The organism is Streptomyces sp. NPDC051913, from assembly GCF_044593635.1.
Taxonomy (GTDB): Bacteria; Actinomycetota; Actinomycetes; order Streptomycetales; family Streptomycetaceae; genus Streptomyces.
The window spans coordinates 55,323-72,010 of the sequence record NZ_JBIUCI010000019.1 but is presented as its reverse complement, the minus strand read 5'-3'; the positions used below and the strand labels follow the sequence as shown (position 1 = coordinate 72,010).

At 72.4% G+C, this 16,688-nt stretch carries 14 protein-coding genes; 9 read left to right on the top strand and 5 right to left on the bottom strand.

From position 1 onward, the window contains the following. Positions 1-70 precede the first annotated feature (70 nt). From ACIHIX_RS39195 to ACIHIX_RS39165, 7 genes are read left to right on the top strand one after another with little or no spacing between them, the layout of a single operon-like run. Entirely contained in the window at positions 71-1,225 is a 1,155-nt protein-coding gene (locus ACIHIX_RS39195) for an inositol-3-phosphate synthase (protein WP_399964985.1), read from the top strand. After that, positions 1,222-2,076: an SCO3242 family prenyltransferase gene (locus ACIHIX_RS39190; RefSeq protein WP_399964983.1), complete on the top strand. Its 855-nt coding sequence runs from the start codon at positions 1,222-1,224 to the stop codon at positions 2,074-2,076. Before ACIHIX_RS39195 ends, ACIHIX_RS39190 begins: the two co-directional genes overlap by 4 nt. A gap of 29 nt (positions 2,077-2,105) precedes the next feature. After that, complete coding sequence (locus ACIHIX_RS39185) at positions 2,106-3,017, top strand: sugar phosphate isomerase/epimerase family protein (protein WP_399964981.1); 912 nt, start codon at positions 2,106-2,108, stop codon at positions 3,015-3,017. Next, the gene (locus ACIHIX_RS39180; protein WP_399964979.1) at positions 3,014-3,850 is read left to right on the top strand and encodes an EboA domain-containing protein; all 837 of its coding nucleotides are present in this window, start codon (positions 3,014-3,016) and stop codon (positions 3,848-3,850) included. The genes ACIHIX_RS39185 and ACIHIX_RS39180 overlap by 4 nt, the downstream gene beginning before the upstream one ends. After that, the gene (locus ACIHIX_RS39175) at positions 3,850-4,704 is read left to right on the top strand and encodes a TatD family hydrolase (RefSeq protein WP_399964977.1); all 855 of its coding nucleotides are present in this window, start codon (positions 3,850-3,852) and stop codon (positions 4,702-4,704) included. Before ACIHIX_RS39180 ends, ACIHIX_RS39175 begins: the two co-directional genes overlap by 1 nt. Continuing rightward, on the top strand, positions 4,704-5,873 hold the full coding sequence (eboE, locus tag ACIHIX_RS39170) for a metabolite traffic protein EboE (protein ID WP_399964975.1): 1,170 nt from the start codon (positions 4,704-4,706) through the stop codon (positions 5,871-5,873). Before ACIHIX_RS39175 ends, eboE begins: the two co-directional genes overlap by 1 nt. Then, entirely contained in the window at positions 5,870-7,285 is a 1,416-nt protein-coding gene (locus tag ACIHIX_RS39165) for a nucleotide pyrophosphatase/phosphodiesterase family protein (protein ID WP_399964973.1), read from the top strand. The genes eboE and ACIHIX_RS39165 overlap by 4 nt, the downstream gene beginning before the upstream one ends. Before the next feature lie 19 nt (positions 7,286-7,304). Here the strand turns inward: ACIHIX_RS39165 and ACIHIX_RS39160 are convergent, their stop codons facing one another. Both ACIHIX_RS39160 and ACIHIX_RS39155 read right to left on the bottom strand, forming a co-directional pair. Further along, positions 7,305-7,985, bottom strand: a complete 681-nt coding sequence (locus tag ACIHIX_RS39160) for a response regulator (RefSeq protein ID WP_399964971.1) — start codon at positions 7,983-7,985, stop codon at positions 7,305-7,307. After that, the gene (locus ACIHIX_RS39155) at positions 7,982-8,593 is read right to left on the bottom strand and encodes a hypothetical protein (protein WP_399964969.1); all 612 of its coding nucleotides are present in this window, start codon (positions 8,591-8,593) and stop codon (positions 7,982-7,984) included. The genes ACIHIX_RS39160 and ACIHIX_RS39155 overlap by 4 nt, the downstream gene beginning before the upstream one ends. Before the next feature lie 211 nt (positions 8,594-8,804). Between ACIHIX_RS39155 and ACIHIX_RS39150 the strand changes: the two genes are divergently transcribed. Continuing rightward, positions 8,805-10,283: a multicopper oxidase domain-containing protein gene (locus ACIHIX_RS39150; protein ID WP_331728876.1), complete on the top strand. Its 1,479-nt coding sequence runs from the start codon at positions 8,805-8,807 to the stop codon at positions 10,281-10,283. 104 nt (positions 10,284-10,387) lie between these two features. On the opposite strand, the gene ACIHIX_RS39145 is transcribed toward ACIHIX_RS39150, so the two are convergent. Continuing rightward, positions 10,388-11,899, bottom strand: coding sequence for an MFS transporter (locus ACIHIX_RS39145; protein WP_399964966.1), 1,512 nt, complete (start codon positions 11,897-11,899; stop codon positions 10,388-10,390). 115 nt (positions 11,900-12,014) lie between these two features. Continuing rightward, positions 12,015-13,787 (bottom strand): FAD-dependent monooxygenase, encoded by a 1,773-nt coding sequence (locus ACIHIX_RS39140; RefSeq protein WP_399964963.1) that lies wholly within the window; start codon positions 13,785-13,787, stop codon positions 12,015-12,017. Positions 13,788-14,158: 371 nt separating this feature from the next. On the opposite strand from ACIHIX_RS39140, the gene ACIHIX_RS39135 reads away from it, so the two are divergent. Continuing rightward, positions 14,159-14,611: a nuclear transport factor 2 family protein gene (locus tag ACIHIX_RS39135; protein ID WP_399964961.1), complete on the top strand. Its 453-nt coding sequence runs from the start codon at positions 14,159-14,161 to the stop codon at positions 14,609-14,611. A gap of 853 nt (positions 14,612-15,464) precedes the next feature. Here the strand turns inward: ACIHIX_RS39135 and ACIHIX_RS39130 are convergent. Then, positions 15,465-16,586, bottom strand: coding sequence for a BTAD domain-containing putative transcriptional regulator (locus tag ACIHIX_RS39130; protein ID WP_399964959.1), 1,122 nt, complete (start codon positions 16,584-16,586; stop codon positions 15,465-15,467). Positions 16,587-16,688 lie beyond the last annotated feature (102 nt).

Sequence of the window (16,688 nt, the reverse complement as noted above, 5' to 3'; positions counted from 1 at the left end):
CCACCCCGGTCGTGACAGACCGACAAGATCCATTGTGTTCGTGATCGAACTCGTGATCGAAGGAGACAACGTGCGTGCTGGCATCTGGTTCATCGGTGCCCGCGGTTCCGTCGCCACCACCAGCGTGATCGGGGCGCTCGCGCTGCGTGCCGGGCTCGCCGACCCGGTGGGCTGCGTGACCGCTCATCCCGCGCTGGACGTGTCGGCGCTGCCCGGCTTCGGCGACCTGGTCTTCGGCGGTCACGACGTGACGACGGTCCCCGTGGCCAAGAAGGCCGAGCAGCTGGCCGCCGCCGGCATCGTGCCGGCCCGGCTGGTGCAGGCGCTGGAGCAGGACCTCGACGCGGTGGAGGCGAACCTGCGGACCGCCCCGGCCGCCGCCACCCAGGCCGAGGACGCGGCGCTGATCGCCGCCGACCTCAGGGCGTTCGCCGAACGGCACGGCCTGGACCGGGTGGTGGTGGTCAACGTGTCCTCCACCGAACCCGCTCCCCCGTCGCACCCCGCGCACGCCGACCTCGCCGCCCTGACCGCCGCGCTCGCCGTGCCCGGCAAGGTGCTGCCGCCCAGCTCGCTGTACGCCTACGCGGCGTTCGACACCGGCTGCGCGTTCGTCGACTTCACCCCCTCCACCGGAGCCCGGCTGCCGGCGCTCGCCGAACTGGCGGCACAGCGCGGCCTGCCGTACGCCGGCCATGACGGCAAGACCGGCGAGACGCTGCTGAAGTCGGTGCTGGCGCCGATGTTCGCGATGCGCAACCTCTCGGTGCGCTCCTGGTCCGGCATCAACCTGCTCGGCGGCGGCGACGGCGCGAGCCTCACCGACCCTCAGGCCAACGCCGCGAAGACGGCCAGCAAGCAGCGGGTGCTGCACGAGACCCTCGGCTACGCGCCCGACGGTGACACCCGCATCGACTACGTCGCCGACATCGGCGACTTCAAGACGGCCTGGGACCTGATCACCTTCGACGGTTTCCTCGGCACCGGCATGTGCCTGCAGTTCACCTGGCAGGGCTGCGACTCGGCGCTCGCGGCGCCGCTCGTCCTGGACCTGGCCCGGATCACCGCCGCCGCGCACGAGGCCGGGCACACCGGACCGCTGGAGTCCCTGTCCTACTTCTTCAAGGACCCGCTGGGCGACGTGGATCATGCGCTGCACGCCCAGTGGGAGACGCTGCGCACCTATCTCGCCGGGCTCGGCACCGGCTCGGGCGGCGGCCGATGACCACATCCCGGGATCTCGTGGAACTGGTCCGCGCGCCCGCCGCGCTGTCGGTGCCGGGCGACGCCGTCGCCGGTGCCGCCGCCGCGGGCGCCCTCGGCCCGCGCACCGCCGGGCTCTCCGCCGCCGCGGTCTGCCTGTACTGGGCGGGGATGGCGGCCAACGACTGGGCGGACCGGGACCTGGACGCCGAGGAGCGGCCCGAGCGGCCGATCCCCTCGGGCCGGGTCAGCGCCAGGGCGGCGCTGGGGGTCGCGGCCGGGCTCAGCGCGGCCGGGCTCGCGCTCGCCGGGCTGTCCGGGGGGCGCAGGGCGCTCGCGGTGGCGGTGCCGCTGACCGGTGCGGTGTGGGCGTACGACGTGAAGCTGAAGGGCACCGCCGCGGGGCCGGCCGCCATGGCCGCCTGCCGTGGGCTGGACGTGCTCCTCGGTGCGAGTACCCGCCGGGGCGGCTGGCGGGGCGCGCTCGTGCCCGCGCTCACCGTCGCGGCGCACACGTACACGGTCACCGCGCTCTCGCGCCGTGAGGTGTCCGGCGCCGGCCGGCTGCTGCCGGGGGCGACGCTGGCCGCGACGGCCGGGGTCGCGCTCGCCGCCTCGGGGCGGTCGCCGCGGCCGGGGCTGGTCGGGTCGCTGGCCGCCTGGTACGCGGCCGGCTACGGCGACGCCCAGGTACGGGCGTTGGCCACGCCGGACGCGGGCAGCGTACGGGCCGCGGTCGCGGCCGGGATCACCAATCTGCCGACGTTGCAGGGCGCGCTCGTCGCGCGGTCGGCGCGGCCCGGTGCGGCGGCGGCGGTGGCCGCCTGCGCTCCGATCGGCCGGGTCCTGGCGGGGCGGGTGTCGCCGACATGAGCCCTGTGAACTCCCCTATGGACTCCCCCATGAACTCCCCTGTCAGCTCCCCTATGACGTCCTCGGACATCCGCTTCGGCTACGGGACCAACGGGTTCGCCAACCATCGCCTCGAGGACGCCCTCGCCGTCATCGCCGACCTCGGCTACGAGGGCGTCGCACTCACCCTCGACCACGATCACCTCGACCCGTTCGCACCTGAACTGCCGCGCCGCGTCGAGGCGTTGGCGGCGCGCCTCGACCGGCTCGGGCTCGCCGTCGTCATCGAGACCGGCGCCCGCTATCTGCTCGACCCGCGGCGCAAGCACGCCCCCACCCTCCTCGACGACGAACCCGCCGCCCGGCTCGACTTCCTGCGGCGGGCCGTGGACATCGGGGCGGACCTGGGCACGGAGGCCGTCTCCTTCTGGGCCGGTGTCCGGCCCTCCCCGGTCTCGCGGGGGCTGGCCTGGGACCGGCTCGTGCGCGGGTGCGCCGAGGTGGTGGAGGCAGCCGACGCGGCGGGCGTACGGCTGGGGTTCGAACCGGAGCCCGGCATGCTGGTGGAGACGCTCGACGACTGGTTCGCGCTGCGCGGCAAGCTGGGCGCGCCGGACTGCTTCGGGCTGACGCTCGACATCGGGCACTGCCGCTGTGTCGAGCCGCTGCCGGTGGCGGACTGTGTCACCAAGGCCGGTCCGTACCTGGTCAACGTGCAGATCGACGACATGCGGCGGGATGTGCACGAGCATCTGGAGTTCGGCTCCGGCGAGGTCGACTTCCCGGCCGCGCTGCGGGCCCTGGCGGAGACCGGATACCGCGGGCTGACGGCCGTGGAGCTGCCCCGCCACTCCCATGCCGCCCCCGCGGTCGCGCGTACGTCGCTGGCGTTCCTGACGCACGCCCGCGCCGCGGCCGAGTTCCTGAGCGCGACCCGTGTAGCGGAGGAGGTCTCCCTGTGACCGGCCGACATCTCGCAGACGTCATGACGGACGTGGTGAAGGACCGGGTCGCCGACCCGCAGTGGCTGGGTGACGCCCGCTGGCAGGTGGCGCAGAACCCGGACGCGATCACCATGCTGTTCCCCGCCGTGGGCCGGCGGTGCGGCCGGGGCCTCCTCGCCGACGCCGGTCCGGAACTCGCGGACTGGAGCGTGGACGACGCGGCCCGGGTGCTGCTGCTGGCCGTGCTGCCGTTGCGCGGGGCGGCGCTGGCCCGGCAGGTCGCCGCGCTGTACTGGCAGGGGGGCGCGGCGGAGAAGCGGGCGGTGCTGCGCGCGCTGTCGGGGCCGGGTGTCGGGGTCGGTGCGGTGGAGCTGCCGCAGCACATGGACACAGGCATCGGGTCCGGTGCGCGGGAGCTGCCGCAGGGCCTCGACATCGGAGCCGCCGCCGTGGAGTTGCTGCACGACGCGATCCGGACCAACGACCCGCGGCTCGTCGCCGCCGCGGTCGGGCCCGCCGCCCGGCGGCTCGACGACGGGATGTGGCGGCAGGCCGTACTCAAGTGCGTGTTCATGGAGATACCGCTGACCGCCGTGGCCGACCTGGACCGGCGGGCCGACGGCGAACTGGCCCGGATGCTGGCCGACCTGGACGACGAACGGCGGGCCGCCGGACGGTCCCTGCCCGACGACGCGACCGTCCTGCTGGCGCTGATCAGCGACCCGGAGTGGGCGCGATCCGCCGTATCCGAGGAGAACCGGCACCCGGAGTCGGCCCGGACCGCACACCAAGGGGGGATCGGCGACACCGCGTCGGCACGGTCCGCAGACTTCAAGGAGAAGACAGTCTGATGCGCATCTTCGACCCGCACATCCACATGACCTCACGGACCACCGACGACTACGAGCGGATGGCGGCGGCCGGTGTGCGCGCGCTCGTCGAGCCGGCCTTCTGGCTCGGCCAGCCGCGCACGAACGCCGGTTCCTTCACCGACTACTTCGACTCGCTGACCGGCTGGGAGCCGTTCCGCGCGAGCCAGTTCGGCATCCGCCACTACTGCGCCCTCGCGCTGAACCCCAAGGAGGCCAACGACCCGCGCTGCCGTGAGGTGCTCGGCGCGCTGCCGCGCTACCTGGCCAGGGACGGGGTGGTCGCGGTGGGCGAGATCGGGTACGACTCGATGACCCCGGCGGAGGACGAGGTGTTCGCGGCCCAGCTCGCCCTGGCCGTCGTCCACGACCTGCCGGTCCTGGTGCACACCCCGCACCGCGACAAGCAGCGCGGCACCCGGCGCACCCTGGACGTGGTGCGGGAGTCGGGCATCGACCCGGGCCGCGTCGTCGTCGACCACCTCAACGAGGTGACGGTCGCCCAGATCGCCGACAGCGGCTGCTGGATGGGCTTCTCCATCTACCCGGACACCAAGATGTCGCCGGAGCGCATGGCGGTGGTGCTGCGGGAGTGGGGGCCGGACCGGATCCTGGTGAACTCCGCCGCCGACTGGGGACGCAGCGACCCGCTGCTCACCCGCGCCACCGGGCAGGCGATGCTGGACGCCGGGTTCAGCGAGGACGACGTGGACCGGGTGCTGTGGCGCAACCCGATCGAGTTCTACGGGCAGTCCGGGCGGCTGGATCTGTCGGACGCGGCGGGTGAGGCGGCCTCCGCGTTCGCCGGGAACTCCATCGCGCGCGGAGGCAGCTGATGCGGCTGGCGCACCGCGACGGGCAGACGGTCCATCTCGGTTACTGCACCAACGTCCACGCCGGTGAGGAACTGCCGGAGATCGTGCGGCAGTTGGACACCTACGCGGTGCCGGCCCGGCGGAGTCTGGGCGTCGAGCGGCTCGGGGTCGGACTGTGGCTGGCCGCGCCGGTCGCCGCCCGGCTCGCCGCCGACCCGGCCGCGGTGCAGGGACTGCGCCGTGACCTCGACGCGCGCGGCCTGGAGGTGGTCACCTGCAACGGCTTTCCCTACGGCGCCTTCCACGCGCCGGTGGTCAAGCACGCGGTGTACCGGCCGGACTGGCTGAGCGACGCACGGATGACGTACACGCTCGACCTGGCGCGGGTGCTGGCGGGGCTGCTGCCCGACGACGCCGCCCGCGGGTCGGTGTCGACGCTGCCGCTGGCCTGGCGTACGCCGTGGACGGTGGCGGACCAGGCGGTGGCCCAGGGACGGCTCGACGAGCTCGCGGAACGCCTTGAGGGCGTGCACGCGCGCACCGGGCGGCTGATCCGGGTCGGGTTCGAACCGGAGCCCGGCTGCGTGCTGGAGTCGACCGAGCAGGTGGCCGCGGGGCTGGCCGGTATCGACACCCGCTACCTCGGGGTGTGCCTGGACCTGGCCCATCTGGCGTGCGGGTGGGAGGAGCCCGAGGACGCGCTGGCCCGGCTGGCCGGTGCGGGGCTGCCGGTGGTGAAGGTGCAGGTGTCCGCCGCGCTCGGTGCGGACCATCCGGAGCAGGCCGCTACGGCCGACGCGCTGCGCGGGTACGCCGAACCCCGGTTCCTGCACCAGACCCGCTCCGCCGCCGGGCACGCGGCCGACGACCTGGGCGAGGCGCTCGACGCGCGGCTGCCCGGGCCGTGGCGGGTGCACTACCACGTACCCCTGCACGCGGCTCCGCAGCCGCCGCTGCACGCCACGCTCGACGTGCTGCGTGACGCGCTGGACGTGCTGGTCGGCGGGGAGCGGGCGCTGTGCGACCACCTGGAGGTGGAGACGTACACCTGGAACGTGCTGCCCGCCGCCCAACGCCCTGTCACCGAAGGCCAGTTGGCCGACGGTATCGCCGCCGAGGTGGCCTTCGCCCGGGACGCACTGCTCGCTCTGGGACTGCGCGAGCAACCTGTTAGGGAGCTGATCCATTGAACGCCCGGCCCACTCCCCTCGTCGTGCTCGACGTCGTCGGGCTCACCCCGCGCCTGCTCAAGCACATGCCGCGGCTGGCCGCCATCGCCCGTACGGGCTGGCAGGCCGAACTCGCCCCGGTGCTGCCCGCGGTCACCTGCTCGGTGCAGGCCACGCTGCTCACCGGCGCCCCGCCCAGCGAGCACGGCATCGTCGGCAACGGCTGGTACTTCCGTGACCTCGGCGAAGTCCTGCTGTGGCGCCAGCACAACAAGCTCGTGGGCGGCGACAAGCTGTGGGACGCGGCCCGCCGCCGCCATCCCGGGTACACGGTCGCCAACATCTGCTGGTGGTACGCGATGGGCGCCGACACCGACTGGACGGTGACCCCGCGTCCCGTCTACCACGCCGACGGCCGCAAGGACCCCGACTGCTACACCGACCCGCCCGAGCTGCACGACGAACTCACCACCGCACTGGGCGAGTTCCCGCTGTTCAACTACTGGGGCCCGGGGGCCGGCATCGCGTCGTCGGAGTGGATCTGCCGGGCCGCGCGGCTCGTCATGGAGCGCCACGACCCGGATCTGACCCTGGTCTACGTCCCGCACCTCGACTACGACCTCCAGCGCTTCGGCCCGGACGGACGCAAGGCGGCGGCCGCCGCGGCCAAGCTGGACGCGGTGCTCGCCCCGCTCCTTGAGGCGGCGCGCCGGCGCGGGGCGACCGTGGTGGCGCTGTCGGAGTACGGCATCACGCGGGCGTCCCGTCCGGTCGACGTCAACCGTGCGCTGCGCCGCGAGAACCTGCTGCGGGTGCACACCCAGGCCGGGATGGAGTACCTGGACCCGTGGACGTCACGCGCGTTCGCCGTCGCCGACCACCAGATCGCGCACGTGTACGTCGACGATCCCGAGGATCTGCCGCTGGCGCGCAAGGTGTGCGCCGACCTGCCGGGCGTGGCCGAGGTACTGGGCGAGGCGGAGAAGGCGGCCTACGGCCTTGACCACGAGCGGGCCGGTGATCTGGTGCTGGTCGCCGAGCCGGACGCCTGGTTCACGTACTACTACTGGCTGGACGACGAGCGCGCCCCAGACTTCGCCCGCCTGGTGGAGATCCACCGCAAGCCCGGGTACGACCCCGCCGAGCTGTTCTTCGACCCCGCGGCGCCCCTCGCCGCGAAGGGCCGGACGGCGGTGGCGCTGGCCCGCAAGAAGATGGGCATGCGCTATCTGATGAGCGCGATCGGGCTGGACGCGGGTGCGGCGGCGGTGAAGGGGACGCACGGCCGGCTGCCGGACAGTCCGCAGGACGGGCCGGTGCTGCTGTGCTCGGATCCGCGGGGTGCGCGCGGGCGGTACGGGGCGACCGAGGTCAAGGAACTGCTGCTGGATCTCGCGGGGTTGGGAGACGGGATGAGGCCTGTCAGGGACTGACAAGGACGGACAGGAACCGTCACGGGCCCGAGCCGACCAGGCCCGACGCGTAGGCGAGGCCTACGAGTTGGACGCGGCCTCGGGCCCGTAGCTTGGCGCGGGCGCGGTCGATGTGGGACTTCGCGGTCAGCGGCGTGATCACCATCCGGGCGGCGATCTGGGCGGTGGACAGTCCGCGGGCGACCAGGGCGACGGCCTCGCGCTCGCGGTCGGTCAGTTCGGCGAGCAGGGCCGGCCGTGGGGTCGGGGGCAGCGAGCGGGCGACGAGCCGGCCGATCAGCTGGCGGGTGACCGACGGGGCCAGCAGGGCGTCGCCGCGCGCGACGACCCTGAGGGCGTGGGCGAGTTCGGCGGGCGTGGTGTCGTCGACGAGGTATCCGGCGGCGCCGGCCCGCAGCGCCTCGAAGACGTGCCGGTCGCGGCTGTCGCCGGTCAGGATGACGACCCGCACCCGGGCCAGGGCCGGGTCGGCGCTGATGCGCCGGGTCACCTCGATGCCGTCGAGGCCGGGCAGGGTCACGTCGGTGAGCACGATGTCGGGGCGCCGCTCCCGGGCCGACCGCAGCGCCTGCCTGCCGTCCTCGGCCTCGGTGACGACCTCGATGTCCGCCTCGGCGTCGAGGACCGCGCGCAGTCGTGCCCGTGGCCCGGGCCGGCCGTCGGCCAGCAGCAGCCGGATCGGGGCGGTGTGCTGTGTCATGTCTGCTCCCCTGTTTCCTTGCGGACCTGTTGGGCCGGAAGCCAGTGGACGGTGTGGACGCGGTTGTCGGCGATGTCGAGGGCCAGGGCGCCCAGGAGGGTGCCGTGGGGGTCGTGGAAGAGGGCGCCCGGGGTGCCGGCGGGGTCCGTGGGGCGCATCGTGATGCCGACGGCCAGCAGGGCCGGGACGATCGCCGTGAGCAGCCGGGCCACCCGGTCCGCGCCGGTGATCTCGCGCGGCCAGGGGCGGGTGCCGGTGTCGGTTCGCGCGGTGATGGTGGCGGCGAGCTCACGGCAGGTGACTTCCGGCTGGCCCACGGCCGCCGCGATCCCCGCCATGTCGCAGCCGAGCATCTCGCGCAGCACCAGCACCGCTCGCTCCAGCGACGACAGTCGCTCCAGAAGCAGTACGGCCGCGGTGGACACGTAGTCGGGTGTCTCCGCCCGGGCCTCGGGTGTTTCCGGCCCGGCGTCGGGTGTCTGTGCCGGGGGTGTGAACCACGGGTCGGGGTGCGGGGGTTGTCGTGGCCGGGGTGCGCGGGGGGTCTCCCAGGCGGTGTGGGTGGCCTCGAGGGGCCGTACTACCTCGAACTCTTCGTCACGGCTCACGCAGGGCCCCTCCTCGGACTTCGTCTCTCGTCTATGTGACAGGTCGCGGCGGGGGGAGGTGACAGGTCCGTCGGCCGTAGGGGTCGGCCGGTCCCACGGCTGCTCTCCCGTCTCTCCTGCTCCACCAGCACTCCAGGGACCGGAGAGTGCGGCCGGGCATCCTCTGCGGGGTCTCTGATGTCCAACACACGTCACTCCACGGGGAGGGGACATGATCCACCGCAGAACCGTCCTCATGACGGGGGCCGCGCTGACCGGCGCCCTCGGCAGTGCGGGCCTGCTGGTGCCCGCGATGGCCGGAACGGCCGAGGCCAGCGAGCTGGACCCGACCACCGTTCCGCAGTTCGAGCAGGCGATGCCGGTGCCCAAGGTGCTGGAGCCGGTGTGCGACCTGGGCCTGACCAGCTACTACGACATCGCCATGCAGGAGGCGGACGCCGAGATCCTGCCGGGCCGCAAGACCCGCGTGTACACCTTCAACGGCAACTTCCCCGGTCCCGTCATCAAGGCGACCTCCGGGCGGCGCGTCCTGGTCCGGCAGACCAACCGGCTGGGTGTGTCGACCTCGATCCATCTGCACGGCGCGCATGTGCCGGAGAGCAGTGACGGCTCGCCGATGGATCTCATCGCGCCGGGCGGCGACTCGAAGATCTACACGTATCCCAACGCCCAGCCGCACGCGAACCTGTGGTTCCACGACCACGCCCACCACCAGGAGTCGGAGACCGTCTACCGCGGGCTGACCGGCTTCTATCTGCTCACCGACGACGTGGAGAAGAACCTCAACCTGCCGTCGGGGGCGTATGACGTGCCGATCGCGCTGCGCGACGCGCGGTTCGACGACAGCGGCCAACTCGTGTACAGCATGGGCGACTTCATGAAGCGCCAGGTGCTGCTGGCCAACGGCAAGGCGTGGCCGTACTTCGAGGTCGCCGCCCGCAAGTACCGCTTCCGGCTGTTCAACACGGCCAACCTGCGCTTCTACACGCTGCAGTTGTCCGACGGCTCGTCCTTCCAGCAGATCGGGTCCGACGGCGGGCTGCTGGAGAAGCCGCTCGATGTGACGTCGGTGTCGCTCTCCCCCGGTGAGCGGGCCGACATCGTCATCGACTTCTCCAAGTACGCCGCCGGCACCAAGCTGATCCTGGCCAACACCGGCGGTCTGCTGCCCGGCGAGCCCGTCGACCAGCTCGGTCGGGTGTTGCAGTTCCGGGTCACCGCTCCCGTCACGGACCGCAGCACGGTGCCCGCGACGCTGCGCAAGCTGCCCGCGCTGGGGAGCGCCACGGTCAGCCGTGACTTCGTGCTGAGCATGGACGAGACGGGCGCGACCATGGACGCGTTCATCAACGGCAAGTCGTTCGACATGGACCGGGTCGACACGGAGATCGAGTACGGGGCCACGGAGATCTGGAACGTGCGCAACGCCAATCTCTACACCCCGCACAACTTCCATATGCACCTGGTGCAGTTCCGGGTGCTGGAGCGCAACGGCAAGCCCGTCACGTCCGGGCCGGAGAGCGGGCTGAAGGACACGGTGCCGCTGCTGCCCGGGGAGACGGTCAAGCTACAGGCGACCTTCACCGGTTACGAGGGCACCTACGTGTACCACTGCCACATGTTCGACCACGCGTCGATGGGCATGATGGCGAACTTCCGGGTGCGCAAGCCTTCGCTGCGCCGTAGCTGACGCGCGCCGTAGCCGACGCGCGTCGCGGCTGACACAAGCCGCCGGGAAACGAAAGGAGGGCCGGGGTGACCCGGCCCTCTTTCGTGTCGCTCAGGCGGTGTGTGTCAGGACAGTGCCTTCTCCGGCTCGCCGGCCTCCGGCTCCTCCACCTTCGGCTTGGCGGCCCAGGCGGGTGCCGGGAGCGGGCCGCTGCGCAGGATCAGTCCGCCGAGGACGGCGCCGGCGGTGAAGATGGCGGCGCACCACCAGAACACCTGCTGGTAGCCCTCGATCGCGGCGAGGTGGAACACCTCGGCGCCCGGCTTGCCCTGCGCGTGGCTGGAGACGTAGTCGCTGGCCGCGCTGGCGGCGATCGTGTTGAGCAGGGCGGTGCCGATGGCGCCGCCGAGCTGGGAGCCGGCGCTGATGGTCGCCGAGGCGACGCCCGCGTCCTGCGGGGCCACACCGGAGGTGCCGGTGTTCAGAGCGGCGGCGTAGATCATGCCCATGCCGAGGCCGATGAGCATGAGCGGGCCGAGGATCGCGGTGGCGTAGTTGGAGTCGGCGCCGATCTGCGTCAGCCAGAGCATCGCGCCGGCGTTGACCAGCATGCCGATGGTGATCAGCGGACGCGGGCCGGACTTCGGCATCACCTTGATGTTGCCGACGTTGCTGGCCACACCGGTGACGATCATCATCGGGAGCAGGGCGAGACCGGACTTGATCGCGGAGTAGCCGAGCTCGGTCTGCAGGTAGTAGATCAGGAAGAGCAGCACACCGAACATGCCGATCCCGACGAGGAGCGAGGTCAGGTAGGCACCACCGCGGTTACGGTCGGTGACGACGCGCGGGGGCAGCAGCGGCTGCTGGGCGCGGGTCTGCCAGGCGGCGAACACGATCAGCAGCACGGCACCGGCGGCGAGGAAGCCCCAGGTCGAGGGGGTGCCCCAGGAGTGCGTGGCCGCGTTGGAGAAGCCGTAGACCAGGCCGAAGAGGCCGGCGGAGACCAGGATGACGCCGGGGATGTCCAGGCTGGCCTTGGCGCGGGGCTGGCGCGGCACCAGGCGACCGCCGACGATCAGGCAGAACGCGGCGAACACCAGGTTGACGTACATGCACCAGCGCCAGTTCAGGCCGGAGGTGAGCGCGCCGCCGATCAGCAGACCCAGACCGCCGCCGCTGGCCGCGACCGCGCTGAAGGCGCCGAAGGCCTTGCCGCGCTCCTTGGGGTCGGTGAACGTGGTGGCCAGCATCGACAGGGTGGTGGGCGCGAGCAGTGCGGCGAAGACACCCTGGGCCGCGCGGGCGGTCACCAGCATCCCGAAGCTGTTGGCCGCGCCGCCGACCGCGGAGGCCGCGGCGAACCCGACCAGGCCGACGAGGAAGGTCTCCCTGCGGCCGATGAGGTCAGAGAGCTTTCCGCCGATCAGCAGCAGCGTGCCGTAGCACAGGGCGTACGACGTGACGATCCACTGCTTGTCCGCGTCCGAGAAGTCGAGGGCCTCCTGCGCCGACGGCAGAGCCAGGTTCATCACCGTCATGTCGAGGGTGAGCATGAGGTAGGCGACACAGATGACGGCGAGAACCATCCACCGCCGTGAGTCCCTTGCCGCAGGCACGGCACTGGTTGTGGACATGGTCTGTTCTCCTCGTTGTTTTTTGGGTCGGACTCAAGGCCTCGTCCCTTTGACAGGTCCCGGCGGAGGAATGTGACGGGCTGCCGTCACCGATTTCCCGGCGGGACCTTCGGGGCTAGGTCCTGTCGGCTGTCCCGTGGTCCATGAGCTGGGACAACACCTGTGTCAGCACGGCCGCCGGATGGTCGGCCGCGTCCATGGAGCGCCACGCCACGTGGTTGTCGGGGCGTACCAGGACGGCGCCGTCTTCGGTGATCTCCCGTACGTCGGCCCAGCCGTCGCCGGTGTACTCGGCGCCGGCTCCGATGCGGGCGACGGTGAGGGGGATCGAGAACTTCTCGGCGACCTGCTCGGCCGCCTCGGCCCAGCCGGTGCCGGTGGGGCCGGTGAGGAGGGCGAAGCCGCCGTTGGCGCCGACCAGGTCGTGGGTGGACAGCCGTCGGCCGTCGCGCTCCAGCCAGGCGTGCGGCAGCCGGTGCCCGGGGCGGGTGGTGGGGTGGTACTCGGTGCCCATGGGCGAGCCGGCCGGCGCCTGGGTGCCGTCGGGGACGAGGGCGCCTTCCTCGTAGACGTAACCGATCTCCAGGTCGTGGGCCTGGCACTCGGCGCGGTGGGTGGCGAAGAGCTCCGCCGCCCTGGCCCGCCTGACGTCGCCGACCTCGGACTGCTCGAAGTAGCCGGCGAACGCGGAGGAGCGGCGCTCGGGCGGTACGTGCGGGCCGAGGCCGAGGGCGGCCTCCGTCATGACGCGGTGGTGGAACCAGGCGGCCAGGCCCCAGTCGACGTTGCGCTTGCCGACCGGGCGCCGCTCGCTCTCGTAGGTGTCGAGGAGTCCGTCGTCGGCTTGGCCGGAGAGGACGGCGGCGAGCTTCCAGGCGAGGTTGTGGACGTCCTGGATGCCGCCGTTGAGGCCGAGGCCGGTGGTGGGCGGCTGGCGGTGGGCGGCGTCGCCGACGATGAGGACGCGGCCGGACCGGTAGCGGTCGGCGAGCACGCCCTCCACCGTCCACTGCGACACCTTGTGCACGGTCAGTTCGAGGTCGGGCAGGCCCAGCACCTCGCGGATGCGGACGGCGACGGCCTCGGGGTCGGCGCGGTCGGCGTCGCCCAGGAGGAAGGAGGTCAGGCCCCATTCCTCGCACTGCCGGCCCCAGTTGGGGCCCATCTCCAGCAGGGTGAAGTTGCGGTCGGCGCGCTCGGGGTTGATGAACCAGGTCATCAGGGTGCCGTCGTGCCACCACTTGGACAGGTCGGCGGAGAAGTAGGCGGTGGAGACGTCGGCCATCTTCACCGTGCCCTGCATCTGGACGCCGAGCTGGGGGCCGAGGGTGCGGCCGCCGTCGGCGGCGATGACGTACCGGGCGACGACCCGGGTGGTCTCGCCGGTGGCGAGGTCACGGATCTCGGCGACGGCGTGGTCGTCCTCCTGGGTGAAGGAGACCAGTTCGTGGGAGAAGAGGACCCCGCCGGGGTTACGTTCCTCGGCCTGCCGCCGCAGGATCGGCTCCAGCCGCAACTGGGGCAGTTTGAACGGCAGTACGGGGCCGTCGGCGGCGTACACCTCGGTCAGCGCGCCACCGCCGAAGGCGTCCATCTCGTGGATGATCCGGCGGTCCAGGGGGCCCTCGCCGGTGAGAGTGGTCTGCCAGCGCACCCGGCCGAAGCGGTCGGTGGTGGAGGCGCGTTCGACGACGTCGTCGTAGAGGCCGTGCTGGCGGAAGATCTCCATCGTGCGCTGGTTGATGTAGTGCGCCTTCGGCAGGATCGACGTGTCCGCGTGCCGTTCCACGAGCAGGTGCCGCACACCGTGGTCCGACAGGAAGACGGAGGCGGACAGGCTGCAGCCGCCTCCGCCCACGATCAGAACCGGAACCTCGGTAGCCTCCATATTCGGCCTTCCATCAGATGAGGGCCCACACGCGCGGCGGGCCGTCGTGGATTACGGGTGAACAGGCATGACGACGCACTTCGGCCAGTGCTGCGGCATCCAGCATCGGGTGGGGTGGTTGGGGCCGACTATGGAGCCGGTTGGCGCCCACTTGGCGCCGCCCATGGACGGCCGCTGACCTCGAAGAACACCGCAATACGTCGAACGTGCTCGCTCTACGTCGAACGCGGTGCCGTATGCGCTCACCCGTCCGGGGGACTCGGGCCGGGAAACGGCCTTCGGCTGTCACATTCGGCGGGGCCGGGCTGTCGTCATGGTGAGGCGGACGAACACACCGTCCGGGAATTCCGGTAATCAGAAAGAGGAAAGCGATGAATGACTTCCAGGCCATCGCGGACCGCGTCGAAATCGAGGCGCTGCGCGGTGAGTTCACCGACGGGGTGATGATGCGCGACTACGACCGGGTGGCGACGCTCTTCACGGACGACGGGGTGCTGCGGATGCCCAACATCCCCATCGAGCTGGAGGGTCCGGAGGAGATCCGGGCGTGGGGCAGGCGGGTGCCGAAGGTCGTGGACTTCCTGGTGCAGAATACGCACCCGGGTCTGATCGTGCTCGACGGCGACACCGCTTCGGGCCGCGCCTACATGTCGGAGGTGGGGCGTGGTTTCGACGGCCGGGGCGGCCTCAACTACGCCATCTACCACGACCGTTACCAGCGCACCGGGGACGGCTGGAAGTTCACCGAGCGGCGCTACGAGGTCCGTTACGAGGACTCCTCGCCGCTGGCCGGCTCCCCGCCCCGCCGGACCGCGGAGGCGTGAGCGCCGCGCGCCGCCCGCGGCTGGCTCGTGTCGCGTGGACCGGCCTGCCCCGGAGCGTCGGCCGCTGATGACGCGGGTGAGCGGGCGTGGTCCGTGCGGTTGCGGGGTGGAGGAGGCAGTGGCATCGGCCGCTGCCGGACGCCCTGGAACAGCGGGGCGAGGCCCCTGCGGCTGCCAGGCCGACGAAGCGGTGGCGTCAGTCGCTGCCGGACGTCTTGGGGCAGCGGGGCGAGGTCCGTGCGGGTGCCAGGCCGACGAAGCGGTGGTGTCGGGCGCTGCCGGACGCCTTGGCCCAGCGGGGCGAGGTCCGTGCGGGTGCCAGGCCGACGAAGCGGTGGCATCAGTCGCTGCCGGACGCCTTGGCCCAGCGGGGCGAGGTCCGTGCGGGTGCCAGGCCGACGAAGCAGTGGCATCAGTCCCTGCCGGACGCCCCGGAACAACAGGGCGAGGCCCCTGCGGCTGCCAGGCCGACAAAGCGGTGGCATCAGCCGCTGTCGGACGCCCTGGAACAGCAGGGGGAGGTCCGTGCGGCTGCGGGGCGGAGGAGGCGGTGGCGTCGGCCGCTGCCGGACGCCTTGGGGCAGCAGGGCGAGGTCCGTGCGGCTGCCAGGCCGACGAAGCAGTGGCATCAGCCGCTGCCGGACGCCCCAGAACAACAGGGCGAGGCCCCTGCGGCTGCCAGGCCGACGAAGCGGTGGCGTCGGGCGCTGCCGGACGCCTTGGGGCAGCGGGGCGAGGTCCGTGCGGGTGCCAGGCCGACGAAGCGGTGGTGTCGGGCGCTGCCGGACGTCTTGGGGCAGCGGGGAGGGCAGGGTCACGGCCCGTGGCCGCGGGGTGGTCCGCGATGCGCGGACTACAGCTCCGCCAGCAGGGACGAGCGGAAGAAGTCGGGCCTGGGCAGGTGGTCGCGGTGGGTCGGCGGGCGGCGGACGGGCCGGCGGTCGGGGACCTCTGGGGGGCGCCGGGTCGCGGCGGCGGGGCGGGGGGCCGGGTGCCAGTCCAGGGACGCGCACTGGGTGAGGATCTGCTGCTCCAGGCGGCGCAGGGCCGGGCGCGGGTCGATGCCCAGTTCGTCCGCCAGGCGGCGCTGGTTGGTGCGGAGCACGGCCAGGGCGTCGGCCTGGCGGCCCGCCCGGTAGAGGGCGAGGCCCAGGAGTTCGCAGCCGTACTCTCGTAGCGGGTGGTCCTGGACGAACGCCTCCAGTTCGGCCACCGCGATCTCGTGGACGCCGACGGCGAGCAGGGCCGCGCACCGGCCCTCGACCACCGACAGGCGCAGCTCTTCGAGGCGGGCCACGTCGGGCCGGATGTAGGCGGTGTCGGCGACCTCGGCGTACGCCTGGCCGCGCCACAGGGCCAGCGCCGCCTCGAACTCGTGGACCGCGCTGCGCGCGTCGCCCCGGTCCAGGGCCTGCCAGCCGGCGACGGAGCGTTCGCCGAACCAGTGCACGTCGACCTCCACGACCCGGGTGTCGAGGAGGTAGCCGCGGCCGTAGGTGCGCAGGACCGTCGGCGGGGTGCGGGGGGCGCGGTCGGGTTCCAGGACGCGGCGCAGGTTGGCGACGTAGGCCTGGAGGGAGGAGACCGCGGACGGCGGCGGCTGGCCGGCCCACAGTTCCTCGACGATGGTGTCGACGGCCACCGGCCGGCCCACCTTGCCGACGAGCAGCGCGAGCAGGGCGCGCTGCTTGGGGGCGCCGAGGTCGACGAGCCGGCCGCCGACGTAGGCCTCGATGGGGCCGAGGGCGTGGAACTCGGCCAGGGGGCGCGGGGGTGCAGGGGTGCTTGCTCCGCGGGCGCCGGCGACGTCTATTTCCGCCAGTTCCTGGTCGGCCACGACCGTGAATTCGGAGTCGGATTCGAGCTCTCTGGCCACGTACACGCGCAGTTCCTCGTTGGTGCGGCGCAGTTCCTGGATCTCGCGTTCCAGCGCCGCTATGCGCCACGCATCCGCATTGTTCGTGTCGTCAGCCACTCGTGAACTCGCCCCCACTCTCGATCGGGCAGGCAATGCTTCGGCCATTGTGCGTGCCCCATGGCGTCGAGGGTCTGTTCGACCAGTCAGCGCCAATCGATC

Coding starts and splice junctions, on each gene's coding strand:
- ACIHIX_RS39140 (WP_399964963.1), bottom strand. CDS start 13,787: ATGGAGGCTACCGAGGTTCCGGTTCTGATCGTGGGCGGAGGCGGCTGC.
- ACIHIX_RS39135 (WP_399964961.1), top strand. CDS start 14,159: ATGAATGACTTCCAGGCCATCGCGGACCGCGTCGAAATCGAGGCGCTG.
- eboE (WP_399964975.1), top strand. CDS start 4,704: ATGCGGCTGGCGCACCGCGACGGGCAGACGGTCCATCTCGGTTACTGC.
- ACIHIX_RS39185 (WP_399964981.1), top strand. CDS start 2,106: ATGAACTCCCCTGTCAGCTCCCCTATGACGTCCTCGGACATCCGCTTC.
- ACIHIX_RS39160 (WP_399964971.1), bottom strand. CDS start 7,985: ATGACACAGCACACCGCCCCGATCCGGCTGCTGCTGGCCGACGGCCGG.
- ACIHIX_RS39145 (WP_399964966.1), bottom strand. CDS start 11,899: ATGTCCACAACCAGTGCCGTGCCTGCGGCAAGGGACTCACGGCGGTGG.
- ACIHIX_RS39150 (WP_331728876.1), top strand. CDS start 8,805: ATGATCCACCGCAGAACCGTCCTCATGACGGGGGCCGCGCTGACCGGC.
- ACIHIX_RS39190 (WP_399964983.1), top strand. CDS start 1,222: ATGACCACATCCCGGGATCTCGTGGAACTGGTCCGCGCGCCCGCCGCG.
- ACIHIX_RS39175 (WP_399964977.1), top strand. CDS start 3,850: ATGCGCATCTTCGACCCGCACATCCACATGACCTCACGGACCACCGAC.